A 16,285-nucleotide genomic window follows, 5' to 3' on the forward strand; every position below is an offset into this window, starting at 1 on the left:
CCCGCAGCTGTGTGGGGCGCTGTGCTTCCTGCCATACTATGTGGAAAACAGGAGCTTCGACATAATAGGGCAGGCGAAGAAACAAATTTTCTGGAAAAACAGAGAAAGTAGGAGGACACATGTGGAAATTCATTCTTAAAAGAATCATTTATCTGATCCCGGTATTGATCGGCGTTACCCTGATCGTTTACCTGATCATGAGCCTGGCCCCCGGCGATCCTGCAAAGGTTATTTTGGGCGAACAGGCCACCCCTGAGCAGATCGCGGATCTGCGCGACAAAATGGGCCTGGATGACCCTGTGCTGGTGCAGTATGGGCGCTATATGTTCAACCTGTGCAAAGGCGACATGGGCACATCCTATAAAACAAAAAACGAGGTTGCATCCGAAGTTTTTGCCCGTTTCCCCAACACTTTGAAGCTGGCTCTGGTCTCGATGGTCATCGCCATCGGCTGTGCTATCCCCCTGGGCGTATTGGCGGCTGTAAAACAGAATACCTTGTTTGACGGCATTTCAATGATCATCGCCTTGGTCGGCGTATCCATGCCTATCTTCTGGTTAGGCTTGCTGCTGATCCTATTCTTCTCGCTGAAGCTTGGCTGGTTCCCCTCTTCGGGCAGCAACGGCTGGAAGAGCATCGTGCTCCCCGCTATTGCGCTGGGCTTCATGCACATGGCTTCCATCGCGAGAACGACCCGTTCCTCCATGCTGGAAACCATCCGTCAGGATTACATCCGTACCGTTCGTGCGAAGGGTGTTTCCAACGGTAAGGTGATCCGTAAGCATGCTTTGAAGAACGCTTTGATCCCCACCATCACCGTTATCGGTCTTCAGATCGGCGGCATGCTGGGCGGCTCTGTGTTAACAGAAACCGTGTTCGCATGGCCCGGCATCGGTCGTTTGATGGTCGACTCTATCCAGGGCCGCGACATCCCGATGGTTCTGGGCTGTATCATCCTTCTGTCGATGAGCTTCTCGATCGTCAACCTGCTTGTTGACCTGACCTATGGCTTCGTCGATCCTCGTATCAAGAATTCGTAAGGGGGAGAAAAGAATGAGCACACAAGCAACAAAAGTACCCGAGCATAAGAACCAAAAGAAAAACGGCCAAATGGCGGATGTGTGGCGCAGACTGAAGCGCAACAAGACCGCTATGCTGGGCCTTGTGATCGTTGTTTTGCTGATCTTAATGATGATCTTCGCCGGTGTATTGTTCAATTATGACACCGTTGTTATCAAGCAGGATATCACCCAGCGTTTGCAGAGCCCCTCGGCAGCCCATCCTTTCGGCACCGATGAAATGGGCAGAGATATCATGGCCAGAATCTTCCACGGCAGCCGCGCATCCCTGCTGATCTCTTTCATCTCGGTTGTGTTCTCGCTGACAGCGGGCGGTTTCCTGGGCGCAGTCGCCGGCTTCTTCGGCGGCAAAACAGATACCATCATCATGCGTATCATGGATATCTTCCTGGCGATCCCCGGCATTCTGCTGGCCATCACCATCGTGGCAGCCCTCGGGCCTTCCACCTTTAACCTGATTATCGCGTTGACCATTTCCTACATCCCGGGCTTTGCCCGAATCACCCGCGGCGCTGTGCTGACGGTCAAGGATGTGGAATATATCGAAGCTGCCCGTGCCATCGGCGCGAAGAACGGCACGATCATCATGAGCCATATCCTCCCCAACTGCTTTGGCCCGATCATGGTTCAGACAACATTGAATGTGGCATCGGTCATCCTGACAACAGCCGGCCTGTCCTTCCTGGGCTTGGGCATCCAGGCACCCCGTCCTGAATGGGGCGCAATGCTTTCCGGCGGCAGAACCTATATCCGCGATTACAGCTACATCACAATGTTCCCCGGCTTCTCGATCATGATCACGATCTTGAGCCTGAACCTGTTGGGCGACGGCCTGAGAGACGCGCTTGACCCGAGACTGAAGTAAGACTGGAGGAAATGACAGATGAGTGAAAAGAAAAATCTCGCAGTAGAGATCAAAGATCTGGTCGTAGAATTCAGAACGGACGACGGTGTCGTTCAAGCTGTAAACGGATTGGATCTGGAGATCGAACAGGGGAAGACCCTGGGCCTGGTGGGCGAGACAGGCGCGGGCAAAACCACGACCGGTTTGTCCATTTTAAGATTGATTCCGAACCCTCCGGGAAAGATCGTGCGCGGCAGCATCAAGCTGGGCGGCGAAGATATTTTCTCGAAGACCGAGCATGAAATGGAAAAGGTGAGAGGCAATCAGGTTTCGATGATCTTCCAAGATCCTATGACCTCCCTCGACCCTGTTATGACAGTAGAAGATCAGATCGCGGAAGTGATCGAGCTTCATGAAGATGTCAACCATGCCAAAGCCGTAGAAAAGGCAAAAGAGATGCTGGAACTGGTAGGCATCCCGGGCGCCCGCGGCAACGAATATCCGCACCAGTTCTCCGGCGGCATGAAGCAGCGCGTGGTGATCGCGATTGCGCTGGCGTGCTCCCCGGGATTGCTGATCGCCGACGAACCCACCACGGCGCTGGATGTAACGATCCAGGCACAGGTTCTGGAAATGATGAAGGGCTTGAAAGAGAAATATAACACTTCCATGCTGATGGTCACCCATGACCTGGGCATTGTGGCAGAAATCTGCGACACAGTGTCGATCATCTATGCGGGCCGCATCGTGGAACACGGCAGCCTGGAAGATATTTTCGAAAACACAAGACATCCTTATACAGAAGGTCTGTTCAACTCTCTGCCGGATCTGGAGAACAGAGATTCGAAACTGAAGCCGATCAAAGGCCTGATGCCCGACCCGAGCAACCTGCCTGCCGGCTGCGCGTTCTGCCCGCGCTGCGATTACGCGATGGAAATCTGCAAAACACAGAAGCCCGGGCGTGTATACCGCAACGAAGAGCATTATGTGGAATGCCACCTGTATAACGAGACAAATATCAAGGAAGGGATGTTGAACAGAAAATGAGCGAAGATAAAGCATTGTTAGAGGTCAAAGGCCTCAAGAAATACTTCAGCACCCCGCGCGGCATGCTTCATGCTGTAGATGATGTGACATTTACCTTGAATAAAGGTAAGACGCTGGGCGTCGTAGGTGAATCGGGCTGCGGCAAATCGACCACAGGCCGTGCGATCCTGAGATTGACAGAGCCCACAGGCGGCGAAGTGCTGTTTGAAGGCAAAGATGTTCGTAAACTGGATAAGAGCGGCATGCGCAAAATGCGTAAAGACATGCAGATCATCTTCCAGGATCCGTTCTCTTCGCTGAACCCCCGTAAAACGATCAGCCAGACCATTGCAGAGCCCCTGAAGCTGAACCACATCATCGATGACAGAGCGAAGAGAGAAGAACGCGTTCTGGAACTGATGGCGACGGTAGGCCTTGCGGAAAGACTGTATAACACCTATCCTCACGAACTGGACGGCGGCCGCCGCCAGAGAATCGGCATCGCGCGCGCGCTGGCGCTGAACCCGAAGTTCATCGTTTGCGACGAACCGGTTTCTGCGCTGGATGTATCGATTCAGGCACAGATCCTCAACCTGATGCAGGATCTGCAGGATAACCTGGGCCTGACCTATATGTTCATCACCCATGACCTTTCGGTTGTCAACCACTTCTCGGATGACATCGCGGTTATGTATCTGGGCAAGCTGATTGAAAAAGCTCCTGCGGAAGAATTGTTCGCCAACCCGACACATCCTTACACCAAGGCTCTGCTGTCTGCGATCCCTGTGCCGAACATCCGCAAAAAGATCGACAGAATCCTGCTGAAGGGCGAGATCACCTCCCCCATCGAGCCGAAGCCTGTCTGCCGTTTTGCAAACCGCTGCAACTATGCGACAGATCGCTGCCGCAGCGAAGAACCCCAGCTGAAAGAAATCTCCACTGGGCATTTCGTCTCCTGCTTCCTCTGCGACTAAGCGCTGTTCAAAAGAGCCCGGATCTTTCCGGGCTCTTTTTTCATAAGCACCTCATCGGTAAAATTTGACGAAAACGGTAAAAAAATAAACTTTGCGGCAGAAACTGGACTGAAAAGTGCGAATGGTATATAATAAAACCATATTTGTGAAAACCATGGAACAGCATTTTGCAGGAGGCAATTATGACACGCAAAACCCGGTTCGCCGTCATCGCAGCGGCACTTTTTTTATGGATGAGTTTTTGGGCATCGGCGGCGGGCAGCCCCGCTGTTACTTTGAACAAAATGCCTGTTTATGTTCAGCAGAAGCAGGTGGCTGTTCAGGCTTATAATATCGATGATTACAATTATTTCAAACTGCGTGATATTGCCGAATCGTTGAAAACCAGCGAAAAACAATTTTCGGTGGTCTATAGTTATGAAAATAACGCCATTTATCTGAGCACAGGCATGAATTATCTTTCGGATGGCAGCGAGCTTGCGCCGCCGCAGGATGTGGGCAAGCTTGAGATCGCCCAAACCACCACCGCGCTTTATATCAATGGGATGCCGGCGCAGCTGAGGGCATATAATGTGAACGGCAATAACTACTATAAGCTTAAAGATCTGGGCAGCGCGCTGGATTTCTCGGTGGAATATGACCAGGCCGCAAACAGCGTTCTGATCGAATGCGCGCCCGAAACGCCCGATGTTCCTGTGACCCCGGAAAAACCGGATGTGCCTTCGGCAAGCGGCAAAAAGGTGATTTACTTAGATGCGGGCCATGGCGGAAGCGACACGGGAACCATTAACAAAGAGATCAATTTAAAAGAAAGCGATATCAATTATGAGGTGGCCATCCAGCTGAAAGATATGCTGGAGAAGGCGGGTTACAGCGTTGTTTTCAGCCGCGGCAAAACCGAAACCCTGTCGCTGACCAAGCGTATGGAAAGAATCCGCGAATTGAAGCCCGATCTTGTGGTGAGCGTTCACCATAACGCCACCAATGAACACACCACTTCGGGCGCGCAGATTCTGGCCCAGGTGGCTGATCGGCTGGGCGGGCCCAGCAAAACCCTGGCGAATCTTGTGGCGAAAGAATATGAAGGCATCGGGCAGAAGATATTCGATATCACCTTCCGTTATAATTCCACCAAAACAGGGGATTATTATGGCCTGCTGCGCGCCGCTGCGGGGGTGAAGGTTCCCGCCATCATTTCGGAATTCGCTTTTATGGATAATGAGACCGATGTGAAAATGATCGACACAGCGGAAAAGAGAACACGCGAAGCCGAGGCGCTTTTCCGCGCGATTGACGCTTATTTTGCGTAAGGAATTTGAGATGGCAGAAAAAACCACCCCCAGAAAGCGAAAAAAGCAAGATGGAAAAAAAGGCGGCCGCAAACAAATGATGCGGCTGCTGATTCTGGTTTTTATCGCGGCTCTGGGGTTTTTGGTCTGGCAGAGGTTTGGCAGAACAAAGGGTGTTTATTTAAAACAGGTGTTTGATGTGCCCGTTGAAACCAGATTGGTGGCGGAAGGCAGAAAAAACCGACCGGGGAAGAAACGGAACATTGAAAAAATCGTGATCCACGAAACCGGCAACACTTCAGAAGGCGCAGACGCCGCGGCCCACGCAAAGCTGCAGGCCGACGGCGGAATGGGCACCACCTCCTGGCATTATACCGTGGATGACCATGTGATCTATCACAGCATTCCCGATGACGAGATTGCGTGGCACGCCGGCGACGGGGCCGACGGCGATGGAAATGTACACGGTATCGGCATCGAATTATGTGTCAATGCCGATGGAAATTTTGAAAAAACCTTTGATAACGGCGCGAAGCTGGCGGGATACCTGATGGCAGTCTATGATCTGCCCCGGGAAGCCCTGACCCAGCATTTTGATTATACAGGCAAAAACTGCCCGCAGACCATCCGCGAAACCGGCAGATGGGAAGAATTTGCGGCAAAAACGGCGGAATATCAAAAACAAGCCGAAGAACAGCTGAAAAGCGAGCAATAAAGGAGAACCGCTTGATGAAAACGGATGGAATTCTTTTTGATCTGGATGGAACTTTGTGGGATGCCGTTGCGGGCATCTGCGTTTCATGGAACCAAGCCGCGAAAAATTTCGGCCTTGACCGCCGGTTTACGGTGGAACAGCTGCATGGCTGCATGGGGCTGCAAATGGATCGCATTGCGCAGAAACTCTTCCCCGAACTCAACGCCGATCAGCAGGCGGCCATTTTAAAAGAGCTTTGCCGGGTGGAAGAAGAATATCTTTCTCAGCATGGCGGAAAGCTCTATCCGAAGGTGGAAGAAACACTGGCGGCCTTAGCCGCAAAGCTGCCGCTGTTCATCGTGAGCAACTGTCAGGATGGCTATATCCAGTGCTTTTTAAAAGTGCATGGGCTGGGGAAATATTTTAAAGATTTTGAATCGTTCGGCGCGACAGGCCTTTCAAAAGGCGAAAACAACCGTTTGGTGGCCCGGCGCAACGGTTTGAAAAACCCCGTTTATGTGGGGGATACACAGGGCGATGCCCAAGCCGCCCGAGCCGCCGGAATCCCCTTTATTTTTGCTTCTTATGGCTTTGGCGAGGTCCCGGAAAAAGAAGCGCAGATCGATGCTTTCGAAGAGCTGCTGCCGCTGATCGAAGCGGATTGCGGCCATTGCGCAGAATAGAAAAGGAGAGTCATCATGTTGTTTGGTTATGAAAAAGAGAGCTTTTTGACCCTGCCCACCCCGCTGCAAAAAATGCAGAGCTTATCGCAGGAACTGGAATGTGATATCTGGCTCAAACGCGATGATCTGACCGATTTCGGCATGGGCGGCAATAAGCTGAGAAAACTGGAATATCTGTTGAGCGAAGCAAAAAAACAGGGCGCCACGATGCTGATGACTTATGGCGGCGCGCAAACCAATCATGGCCGCCTCACCGCGGCTGTGGCCGCAAAATTCGGCATGAAATGCGCCATTTTATGCTTAGACGACGCGCCGCAGCGCGTCAGCGGCAATATTTTGCTGGATCGCCTGATGGGTGCCGAGGTTTATGTGAAAAAAAGCGATGGAACGGATGAAGCGGAACAAAACCGCCGTTTCGGCCGCGAGATCATGGAAAAATATGAAGCACAGGGCGAAAAGATCTATGAGATCCCCGTGGGCGGTTCCAATCCCATTGGGGCGCTGGGCTATTATGAATGCGGCAACGAGCTGAAAAAGCAGATGGATCAGCAGGGGCTGCAGGCCGATCATGTGATCTGCGCGGCGGGCAGCCTGGGCACCTATCTGGGCCTGTGGATGGGCCTGCGCGGCAGCGGTTATGCGGGCGATATCTGCGGCGTCGCCATTTCACCCTTTCAAGAAGCAAAGGAACACCGGCTGATGGAATATTACGAACAATGCTGCAAGGCATATGGTGTGGAACCCACTGCCGGGCGTGAAGATTTCCATATCGAAAAAGGATATGTGGGCGAAGGATATAATTCGGTGGATGAACAGGCGCGCAAAGCCATTTATCTCATGGCGTCCCGCGAGGCGGTCTTGCTTGACCCCTGCTATACAGGCAAAGCCTTTGGCGGCGTTTTGCAAATGATCGAAGCCGGAAAGATCAAAAAAGGCGCCACTTTGGTGTTTTTGCATACGGGCGGTTCTCCGGCGCTTTATAACCCCAAGCATGAAGATATCATGGTGGAGGAACTGACCCGAACAGGGTATCATGTTCTTTAAAATAGAAAAGCTCAAAAGCCGCAGAAATTTTCTGCGGCTTTTCTAATGGAACGAGCCTTCTTTCATTAAATTTAGAATACAAAGAAAAATATAATGATAAAATAATACAAAATGTAGAAAATAACCGTCTGTTTTGTCGGATTGGATTGAAAAAACAAGAAAGAAATGTTACCCTTATGGTAAAAGAAACAGAAAAAGAAAGTATGGGGAAAACGATGAAAATCGAGATGGGCGAATCACTTTGCTATTCATGGCTGCGCCATATCAAGGGGTGCCGTTTTGCGCAAACCAACTGGAAAGCTTCTCCCCAATGGGAAGTGGAAAACGAGCCGATGCTTCACCGCTTGGCCGAAGAGGCGGAAGCGCTTTTTGAAACGAAACATCAATATAAAATCTTTAAAAAGAACAGCTCGCTTTCACAAATTTTATTGCAGGGCGAATGCGATGTGGTGGGGCTGGCCATTGGGCCTTTGGGGCTGAGGGCCTATGCGGTGGATGTGGCGTTTCACGAGAGCGGCCTGAATTACGGCCTGCGGGATGAAACGGTGATGAAAGTGCTGGCCAAATGCATCCGGAGCGCATTATGCCTTTTGGGCTATATGAACCAAAAACAGGGCGAGATCTTTTTCGCATCCCCCAAGATCAACCCCGCCATTTTGCGGGATCTGGAGCCATGCATGGCGGAACTGAACGATCTGTTCGGCCGCTTGGGGCTGGGGTTTCATGCCGCCATCTTGGCCAATGAAGATTTTGAACGCGAAATTTTGCGGCCGTTATTGAGCTTGAGCGATGGGATCGCCGATACTTCCGAACTTTTTCTGCGGAGTTATCAGCTGATGCGCATTTTTGATAAGAGCGGGAGCACCGCCGCAGAACCGCCCGAAAGGGCAGAGAATGAAGCTGAAGAAACCGCCGAAATGAAAATCGGCGAGGTGGCGCGAACGATTTTAAGGCCGATGCTGGAAACAGGCCGCGCCACGGCGGAAGAAATCGCTTTTATGCAGACGCTTTCTTACAGCAAACAGTTTTTTGATCTGCAATTTCCGCTGCTGGCGAAAGAGGGAAGCGCTTTCGAGAAAAGAAGATATTACACCGAACCTTTGTGGATCGGCGGCGAACAATATTATTTATGCTCACAATGGTTTGAAAAACCAGAAAATAATGACCGGCCCTATTTGATCGCGTGGATCGAAGCCCATAGGCGAAAAGCATAAAACCCGGCGGCCAAAGACAAAAACAGACAGAAGGCGATGACATGAGCAGGCATTGGAAAAACCATGGAAAAGATGGGTTCACATTGATCGAATTGATCGTGGTGGTGGCCATCATCAGCATTTTGGCGGTGGTGCTGGTTCCCGGTTATTTCGCTTATATCGGCAAGGCCGATAAGACGGTTTGCGCGCATAACCGCGCTCAAATCGTGGGCGAATATCAATTGCAGCGGGCGGCGGGGGAAGACGCCACGCTGGAAGCGGTGCTGGAAGCATATAAAGCGGCCAATGAAGAGATTTGCCCCCAAAAAGGCACGATCAGCGTGAAGGATGGAGCTCTGATCTGCTCGGCCCACGATGATTCTGCGGATGAAGGAATGAAGATCACGATGGATGCGGCCAATTATCTGGCGCAATATCTGTCGGAATTTAAAGGCCCATATATCAGCGGAGATATGTTGACGGGAGTGATGTATCAACATAACGGCGGTTCTTTGCCCCTGGTCACACAAAGCGGCGAAACTTGGGATCGAATCAAGAAAGAACTCAACCCCAAGGCAAAACTGCCCCAAGATCTCTATTGGCGCGCAAATACTGTGGGAAAAGAATTCATCCTTTTTGCAAACCCCAGCAACAGTAAGAATCATGTAAACTGGGAAGGTTATGTCTGTTACTACAAGGGTGAATATTATGTTTCCACCAAGCCTTCCGGCAAATCGCCTCTCAATATCAGCACAAACGGCCAAACCGTGGAAGAATGGCTGATAAAAAACAAGTGGAAAAAGGTCGGCGCTTGAGCCTTTTAGGGAAAACAGCACCAAGCAAAACAAAAAGCTGCGAACTTTTTATGGTTCGCAGCTTTTTTTGATCGGCAGAGTTTTGATATTTTCTTTTGGCGCTTGTATGACGCAGCGAGAACCGGCGGAGGAATGGATTTTGCTTTTGCACCGAACCCAATCTGCCGGCGGGAATTCTATCGAAAAAAGGCATGGAGCGCGGCCTTGGCCGCAATAACGCATTGAGCCGCAGGAGAAAAATAAACAAAAAGCATCTCTTCTGTGATAGAAGAGATGCTTTTTATGGTGCGGTCGACGGGACTTGAACCCGTATGGTTGCCCACACGCCCCTCAAACGTGCGCGTCTGCCTGTTCCGCCACGACCGCATAGAATTATCAGAATCAGCCTTCATATATTACCACATTGCCGCAAAAAAAGCAAGAACTTTTTCGATGCAAATAAAACTGCCGAAGGGGAAGAGAAAGTTTCCCCTTCGGCGGCTCAAAATTATTTGGGGCGAACGGGGTCAAGAATTTTGCTCACATCCAAAAGGTCATTCAGGCGCCCGCCTTTTAAAGAGATGCCGTCGATATTGCGCCGCTGCATCAACACGCCGTTTTCGCCGCGATATTTCAGATAAGCCGAGCGGCTTTGCACGCCGCAGAACATCTTAAAGCCGTTTTGCAGCATATGCTGATGCTTGGGGTCTTTCACATCGATCAGCTCGCCATAGGGATAGATATAAATATCTGTGGGGCCCAGCACAGGTGTTGCCTCGCGGAGCCACTTATCGTTATCGGCGGCGATCTTTTCATAAGAACGCTTGGAAGGCGAGTTGTGGCCATAGCTGTGGGAAGCAAAGCACCAGCCCATTTCCTTCAGTTTGTCGGCGATGGCTTTTGCCTGCGCCAAAATCTGGGGATAGTTGGGGGCATCCATCAGATCGGTGGGGAAGCCGAGGATGCCTTCATATCCGGTGGAAGCGATGACGCCCCGCGCCCCGCGGAAGGAAAAATCGGGGTTTTCGGCAACGAATTTTTCAAGGATCGGCACAATGGCGTTATCATCGGAATAAGTGCGCGTTCCATCGGCCTGATCGGTATAGGTGACGATATTCCCCTCTTCATTCAGCGCGAAGCCATGGGCCATGCCGTTGGCCTTCATATATTTATAGAAATTCAGATCGTCGATGGAAAGCACCAGCGGCTTTTTGCCTTCGGGGATCATCAGGCTTTCGGGTTTTTGCGCCACGCCGTTGGCATCCACCTGATAAAGAAGATGGATATCGATCAGCACATAGCCGTTGGCATAAAACTGGCGCATGATCTCTTTGAATTCGGGCACTGTGACGAAATAATCGTCAAAGCCCTTTTGCTGGGCGTCGCCGTCAAAAGCCAGTTCGGGATAAGCGATGAGAGGATGAAAAAAGATATGCTCCACCGGGCCCTGATAGGCGACCAAAGTGGAAAACTGCTGATAAGTTTTATAAAGCTTTTCGGTCTCCTGCTTTTTTTCGGGGGCATAGCGATATAAAGTATCCAGCGATTCCGCCGCCTTTTTATAATCGCCCTCTTTGGCCGAAGTCTGAGCCGCTGTCATCAGCTCGGAAGAAACTTTTTTCACGGCTTCGGTTTTCAAAGCGGTATATTCTTTGGTTTTGTTTTTTTCGGCGGCCGTGTTCATTTTATCCAAAGCGCCGTAAACATCGCCCTTGTCATAAAGCTCTTTCGCTTCCAGATAAATTTTGTTTTTGCCTTCGAAAATGCCCCCCAAAAGCGATTTTTCGGTGGAAGCGGTTCCTTTTTTATGCGAAAAAGAGGGGGCGATCACCAGCGTGGTCAAAGCGGCCAAAGAGAGGCAAAGCGCCGCGATGGCCACGATAAAAGCAAGTTTCCGTTTCAATTTATTCCTCAACTTTCTGCGGCGTTCAGCGCAGCGCGGGATACAGCCCTTCTGCATATGCTTTTTGTAATGCCGCTTTCACCATAGATTTGTCTTCAGGATAGGTCACGCCGAACCATTCGCTGCCTGTGCGCAGAACAGAAACCTGCGCAGCCTTTTTGCGGATCAGCTGATCGACGGAAAAAGGCAGGTAATATTCCGCTTTCAGCGGGTCGGCCATCGGCGAAGAAAGAAATTCGGCGAATCCTTTTTCCAAATGCTCGAACATTTCGGGGGCAAAGCCCCACACATTCATCGAAACCGTGCTTTGCGGATCGAGCGGCAGGAAATTTACGCCGTCTTCGGTATATTCCGCGCCGCAGGGCGCTTTGCGGATCTTTGTGCGCTCGGTGACGGTTTTCAAAAAGCCGTTTTCGGTTTCGCAGACACCGCGTGAAACCGTTCCGTTTTCGGTGAGCGTATTTTTGAGGATGTAGCCCACCATGCAAAGCGGAAGCGGCTGAACGCTTTTCTGAGAAGCGAGAAAATCATACAGCAGACGGTAGGTCTCGCGGCCATAGAAATCATCGGCATTGATGACGCCGAAAGGCCCGTCGATCACATCGCGCGCGCAAAGCACGGCGTGTGAGGTGCCCCAGGGCTTCACGCGGCCTTCGGGGGCGGTAAAGCCCGCGGGCAGGCGATCGACGCTTTGGAAAGCATAGGCAACTTCCATTTTTTCGCGGGTGCGCGCGCCGATTTTCTCTTCGAAAAGGTCTTTCAATTCTTCTTTAATCACGAAGACGACTTTTTCAAAACCGGCCAGGCGGGCATCATGCAAAGAATAATCAATAATGATCTCGCCGTTGGGGCCGAGGGGATCGATCTGCTTCAATCCGCCATATCGGCTGCCCATGCCGGCAGCCAAAACCAAAAGAGTGGGTTTTTTCATATGAACTCTCCTTTGAAAATCAATTGATGAAAAGTGGAGCATTTTTGGTGTTTTGCGGCGCGGCCCATAGCTTTGCGGCAAAATAACGAAGAAAAATGACACGATTCGACAATTACAGTATATCAATTCTTGCGGTCAAAGGCAATCATCAGAAGCAGTTGCCTGAAAAAAAGGAATGTGCTAAACTGAATTTATCTGAAAAAAGGAGGCATGGCTGAGATGTATTTTGAAAAAGCGGGCAAAGCAAACACCGAGAAGACCATTGAACTGGCGCTGAAAGCCGCCGAAGAGGCGAAGATCGATACCATTGTGGTGGCAACGGGAACCGGTGAAACCGCGCTGCTGCTGAAAGACGCCGCGAAAAAAGGGATGCACATTGCGGTGGTGACCCATGTGAACGGCTATCAGGCGCCCGGAGAGCAGGAGATGCCCCTTGAAACGCGCAAAGAGCTGGAAGCATGCGGCATGCAGGTGGTGACGGCCACCCATGTGCTCAGCGGGGCCGAACGCGGGCTTTCAAGAAAATTCACGGGGGTCTATCCCATCGAGATCATGGCCCACACGCTGAGAATGTTCGGCCAGGGCACAAAGGTTTGTGTGGAATGCGCCGTGATGGCGCTGGATGCGGGCGCCATCGCGCCGGGCAGCGTTGTGGCCATTGCCGGCACGGGCCGCGGCGCCGATACCTGCTGGATCATGCGCCCCGCGCATGCACAGGATATTCTGGATACCAAGTTGGATCGCCTGATCTGCAAACCTATTGTTTAGACGCGAAAACCGCGAAAAAAGACGAAAAACACCGCCGCTTTTTTTGAAAAAAGCGGCGGTGCTTTTATTTAGGAGCGGGCATTGAGCAGCCGCAAAAGCGTATCGCAGAGCAGATCGGGGGAAACGGGCTTTGCCAGATGGGCGTTCATGCCCGATTCAAGACTGTGCTGGATGTCTTCTTCAAAGGCGTTGGCCGTCATGGCAATGATGGGAATGACGAGAGCATCCGGCCGGCGGCAGGCGCGGATGGCGCGGGTGGCTTCCAGACCATCCATCACCGGCATACGGATATCCATCAGAATAGCATCATAGGTGAAGGGGGCGGAAGAAGCGAAAAGATCCACGCCGATTTTTCCGTTTTCGGCATGATCAACCACCATGGCGCGGCTTTCCAAAAGCTTGGTGGCGATCTGGGTGTTCAAAGGATGATCTTCACAGAGCAGAATGTGTTTGCCCGCCAGCCTGTGGTGAGAAAGCGTTTCTTCGCCGTGTGTTTCGGCTTCGGCGATCTGTTCGGCGGTGGCCAGGGGGAAGGGCAGGGTCAGCGTGAACGCCGTGCCTTCGCCCAAACGGCTTTCCACCGTAATGGTGCCGCCCATCAGCTCAACGATCTGTTTGGTGATGGCCATGCCCAGGCCGGTGCCCTGATATTGGCTGGTGGTCTGGTTATGTTCCTGGCTGAAAGATTCAAAAAGATGCGGCAGAAATTCGGGGCTGATGCCGATGCCGTTATCGCGGATGACGATTTTATCCACCAGCAGTGTGTCGGTTTTGGAAAGGCATTCGATGGAAAAATCGATGACCCCGCCTTCCGGCGTGAATTTGACGGCATTGCTCAGAATGTTCATCAGAACCTGCTGTGTGCGGCCCACATCCACATAAAGCGCGACGGAAAGAACCGCGGGCAGATGGGTGTGGAAGGTGAGCTTTTTTTCTTCCAGATTGGGCTTGATGAGCGAAAAGGTGTTGAATAGCAGGTTGCTGCCGTCACATACGGTGGGGTGAAGCTCTAATTTTCCGCTTTCGATCTTGCTCACATCCAGCGTGTCGTTGATGAGGTTGAGCAGATAGCGGCCCGAAAGTTCCAGCTGGTCGAGATAGGGCGGGAACTGTTCGGGCTTTTTCAGTTCTTTCATCAAAGAAGTCAGCCCCAGAATGCCGTTGAGAGGCGTGCGCATATCATGACTGATGCGTGAAAGAAAGCTGGTTTTTGCCGCGTTGGCCGCCTGAAGCTGAAGGTTTTGCCGTTTGCTGCTTTTGGCGCGCAAAATCAGAAAAACAATCAGAAAAACGGAAAGCGTGCAGAAGATCAAAAGGAAAGAAGCCAGAAGCGGCTGTTCATAGACAAAATATTTGAAACCATGGCGGCCGAGGGAGGAAGAAGCCTGTGCGAAATATTCATAGGTGTGTTCTTCGGTGAGCGTGCCGATAAAACGGTTCAGCGGGCCCAGAAGGATAATGCTGCTATGCTGCACATAAAGGGAGTGGGGGGAGTTGCTGCCCGCCAGCGCCACGATCAGCATATTGGAAAATTGGCTGTTGATGGCATATTCCACCGCGCGGTTATCGCCGATGCCCATAGCCGCTTTCCCCTGTTTGACGGCTTTGACGCAATCGGCCACCGTGTCGCAATAAAGAATATGGGAAGGACGGCTGGCCAAAATGGGCAGCTGTGTGCCCCGAGGGGCCGCCAGAGTATCGCTGCTTTTCAGCTGCGAGCTGCCATCCAGCCGCCGAAAGGTGACATAGCTTGTTTGAGAATAGGGGTTGGAAACGACATATCCCCGGGAAGAAATATATTGTTCGGCATATTTGGGCAAAACGAGAATATCATAATTGGTCTTATCCAGCAGGGCGCTCAGCTCATCCAGGCGGTTCCAGGTATCATAACGCACAGAAAGACCGGCGGTTTTGGCGAATTCTTCGATCAGCGAAACGGCCACCCCAGAGGGAACATTGCCGGGGCCCACATAGCTGTAGGGCGCGTTATTGGCGCCCATCAGCACGCGAAGCTGATGATTGCGCGAAAAATAAGCGGCTTCGGTGGAGGTCAGTTCGAAGGTGCGCGCACTGCGGATGTTGCCAAAATAGGTTTCATATAAAGAAGATTCAAAATCGGGGGAATATTGGCTGATTTTGGAGATGGCATTATCGATTTCGGCAACAAGAGTGGCGTTGCCGGATGTGGTGACAAAATAATAGGGGCGCGGGGCAAAACGGCAGATCTCTTTCGTATCGGGAAAATAATTCAGTGAAACACGCAGCAGAACATCGGCAGTGTTGTTTCTCAGGGCGGCCTGCTGTTCTTCTGTGGAAGAGCAGAGGATCTCTTTATAGGGCAGCTGATAGCTGCTCATAAAAGATTTCAGCTCGGCCCTTCTCGCGGCGGCGTTTGCAATGACCGCCACCCGCAGCGGTGAAAATCGGGTGTAATTGATGGAGGATATGTCACCGTTGGTTTTCAAGGCGGAAAGCATGGTGTAGACCATGCCGTAATTATGGGTGGGAAAGGAAAACTGTTTGCTGAGGGCTTCGCTGTAAAGCATGGGGCAGACGATATCCGCCTGACCGGTTTTCACCAGTTCCAGGCTGGCGGCAAGCGAAGCATCCAGCGATTCCTTTTCGACCACTACATATTCCAGATTCCAGCCCGCATATTGGGCGATGCGGTTGAGGTAATCCACCGAATAGCCGGAAAGGTTGCCGGCGGCATCTCTCTGGGCCAGCCCATCCTGCAAAACAATGGCTGCTTTCACGGTGTGTGAGGTTTGGGCGGAAGCGGAAACAGGCAAAAAAACACAAAAACACAGATAAAAAAGCAGTAATCCGACCGCCAAAAACCGCGTCTTTTTTAAGGAGGAAGGAGACATGTTCATCAAAACCCCTCACCAAAATGAAATTTAGCCGAAAAAACAACAATTATAGGTTATAGTATAACATTTTGTCTATAAAGATTCAAATAGGAAGTATAGATTTCACAAAAAACAATCAGAAAGAAATGCCGCCCGAACTTGTGTTTAGCAGCTAATATATGTATAATGGGAGCAAGGGCCCGAAAAAGGC

The 16,285-nt window shown here is 51.3% G+C and carries 14 protein-coding genes and 1 tRNA gene; 11 read left to right on the plus strand and 4 right to left on the minus strand.

The annotated features are described in order from the left end of the window. Window positions 1-119 precede the first annotated feature (119 nt). From nikB to ACJA3I_RS04330, 10 genes are all read left to right on the plus strand, one after another. Entirely contained in the window at window positions 120-1,040 is a 921-nt protein-coding gene (gene nikB, locus ACJA3I_RS04285) for a nickel ABC transporter permease (RefSeq protein WP_458863538.1), read from the plus strand. Between the two features lie 13 nt (window positions 1,041-1,053). After that, window positions 1,054-1,944 carry an ABC transporter permease gene (locus tag ACJA3I_RS04290; protein WP_458863539.1) on the plus strand — a complete coding sequence of 297 codons (891 nt, stop codon included), beginning with the start codon at window positions 1,054-1,056 and terminating at the stop codon, window positions 1,942-1,944. Window positions 1,945-1,962: 18 nt separating this feature from the next. Next, complete coding sequence (locus ACJA3I_RS04295) at window positions 1,963-2,970, plus strand: ABC transporter ATP-binding protein (RefSeq protein WP_458863540.1); 1,008 nt, start codon at window positions 1,963-1,965, stop codon at window positions 2,968-2,970. Continuing rightward, on the plus strand, window positions 2,967-3,923 hold the full coding sequence (locus tag ACJA3I_RS04300) for an ABC transporter ATP-binding protein (RefSeq protein ID WP_458863541.1): 957 nt from the start codon (window positions 2,967-2,969) through the stop codon (window positions 3,921-3,923). Before ACJA3I_RS04295 ends, ACJA3I_RS04300 begins: the two co-directional genes overlap by 4 nt. 182 nt (window positions 3,924-4,105) lie before the next feature. Then, window positions 4,106-5,233, plus strand: coding sequence for an N-acetylmuramoyl-L-alanine amidase family protein (locus tag ACJA3I_RS04305; RefSeq protein WP_458863542.1), 1,128 nt, complete (start codon window positions 4,106-4,108; stop codon window positions 5,231-5,233). 76 nt (window positions 5,234-5,309) lie between these two features. Then, on the plus strand, window positions 5,310-5,927 hold the full coding sequence (locus ACJA3I_RS04310) for a peptidoglycan recognition protein family protein (protein ID WP_458863543.1): 618 nt from the start codon (window positions 5,310-5,312) through the stop codon (window positions 5,925-5,927). A gap of 14 nt (window positions 5,928-5,941) precedes the next feature. Next, the gene (locus ACJA3I_RS04315; RefSeq protein ID WP_458863544.1) at window positions 5,942-6,589 is read left to right on the plus strand and encodes an HAD family hydrolase; all 648 of its coding nucleotides are present in this window, start codon (window positions 5,942-5,944) and stop codon (window positions 6,587-6,589) included. A 15-nt stretch (window positions 6,590-6,604) separates the two neighbouring features. Continuing rightward, complete coding sequence (locus ACJA3I_RS04320) at window positions 6,605-7,633, plus strand: D-cysteine desulfhydrase family protein (protein WP_458863545.1); 1,029 nt, start codon at window positions 6,605-6,607, stop codon at window positions 7,631-7,633. Window positions 7,634-7,848: 215 nt separating this feature from the next. Beyond that, window positions 7,849-8,847 (plus strand): hypothetical protein, encoded by a 999-nt coding sequence (locus ACJA3I_RS04325; RefSeq protein ID WP_458863546.1) that lies wholly within the window; start codon window positions 7,849-7,851, stop codon window positions 8,845-8,847. Between the two features lie 41 nt (window positions 8,848-8,888). After that, entirely contained in the window at window positions 8,889-9,641 is a 753-nt protein-coding gene (locus ACJA3I_RS04330; protein ID WP_458863547.1) for a type II secretion system protein, read from the plus strand. A 283-nt stretch (window positions 9,642-9,924) separates the two neighbouring features. On the opposite strand, the gene ACJA3I_RS04335 is transcribed toward ACJA3I_RS04330, so the two are convergent. The 3 genes from ACJA3I_RS04335 to ACJA3I_RS04345 all read right to left on the minus strand — a co-directional run bounded on the left by ACJA3I_RS04335 (window position 9,925) and on the right by ACJA3I_RS04345 (window position 12,454). Further along, window positions 9,925-10,007 (minus strand) — tRNA-Leu (locus tag ACJA3I_RS04335). 121 nt (window positions 10,008-10,128) lie between these two features. After that, entirely contained in the window at window positions 10,129-11,523 is a 1,395-nt protein-coding gene (locus tag ACJA3I_RS04340) for a hypothetical protein (RefSeq protein ID WP_458863548.1), read from the minus strand. Window positions 11,524-11,548: 25 nt separating this feature from the next. Then, entirely contained in the window at window positions 11,549-12,454 is a 906-nt protein-coding gene (locus tag ACJA3I_RS04345; protein WP_458863549.1) for a nucleotidyltransferase family protein, read from the minus strand. A 210-nt stretch (window positions 12,455-12,664) separates the two neighbouring features. Between ACJA3I_RS04345 and ACJA3I_RS04350 the strand changes: the two genes are divergently transcribed. Then, entirely contained in the window at window positions 12,665-13,222 is a 558-nt protein-coding gene (locus ACJA3I_RS04350) for a pyruvate kinase alpha/beta domain-containing protein (protein WP_458863550.1), read from the plus strand. Window positions 13,223-13,290: 68 nt separating this feature from the next. Here ACJA3I_RS04350 and ACJA3I_RS04355 read toward each other — a convergent pair whose 3' ends face one another. Then, entirely contained in the window at window positions 13,291-16,059 is a 2,769-nt protein-coding gene (locus tag ACJA3I_RS04355) for an ATP-binding protein (RefSeq protein WP_458863551.1), read from the minus strand. Between the last annotated feature and the right edge of the window lie 226 nt (window positions 16,060-16,285).

The organism is Acidaminobacterium chupaoyuni (genome assembly GCF_047936785.1).
Classification (GTDB): domain Bacteria; phylum Bacillota; class Clostridia; order Oscillospirales; family Butyricicoccaceae; genus Acidaminobacterium; species Acidaminobacterium chupaoyuni.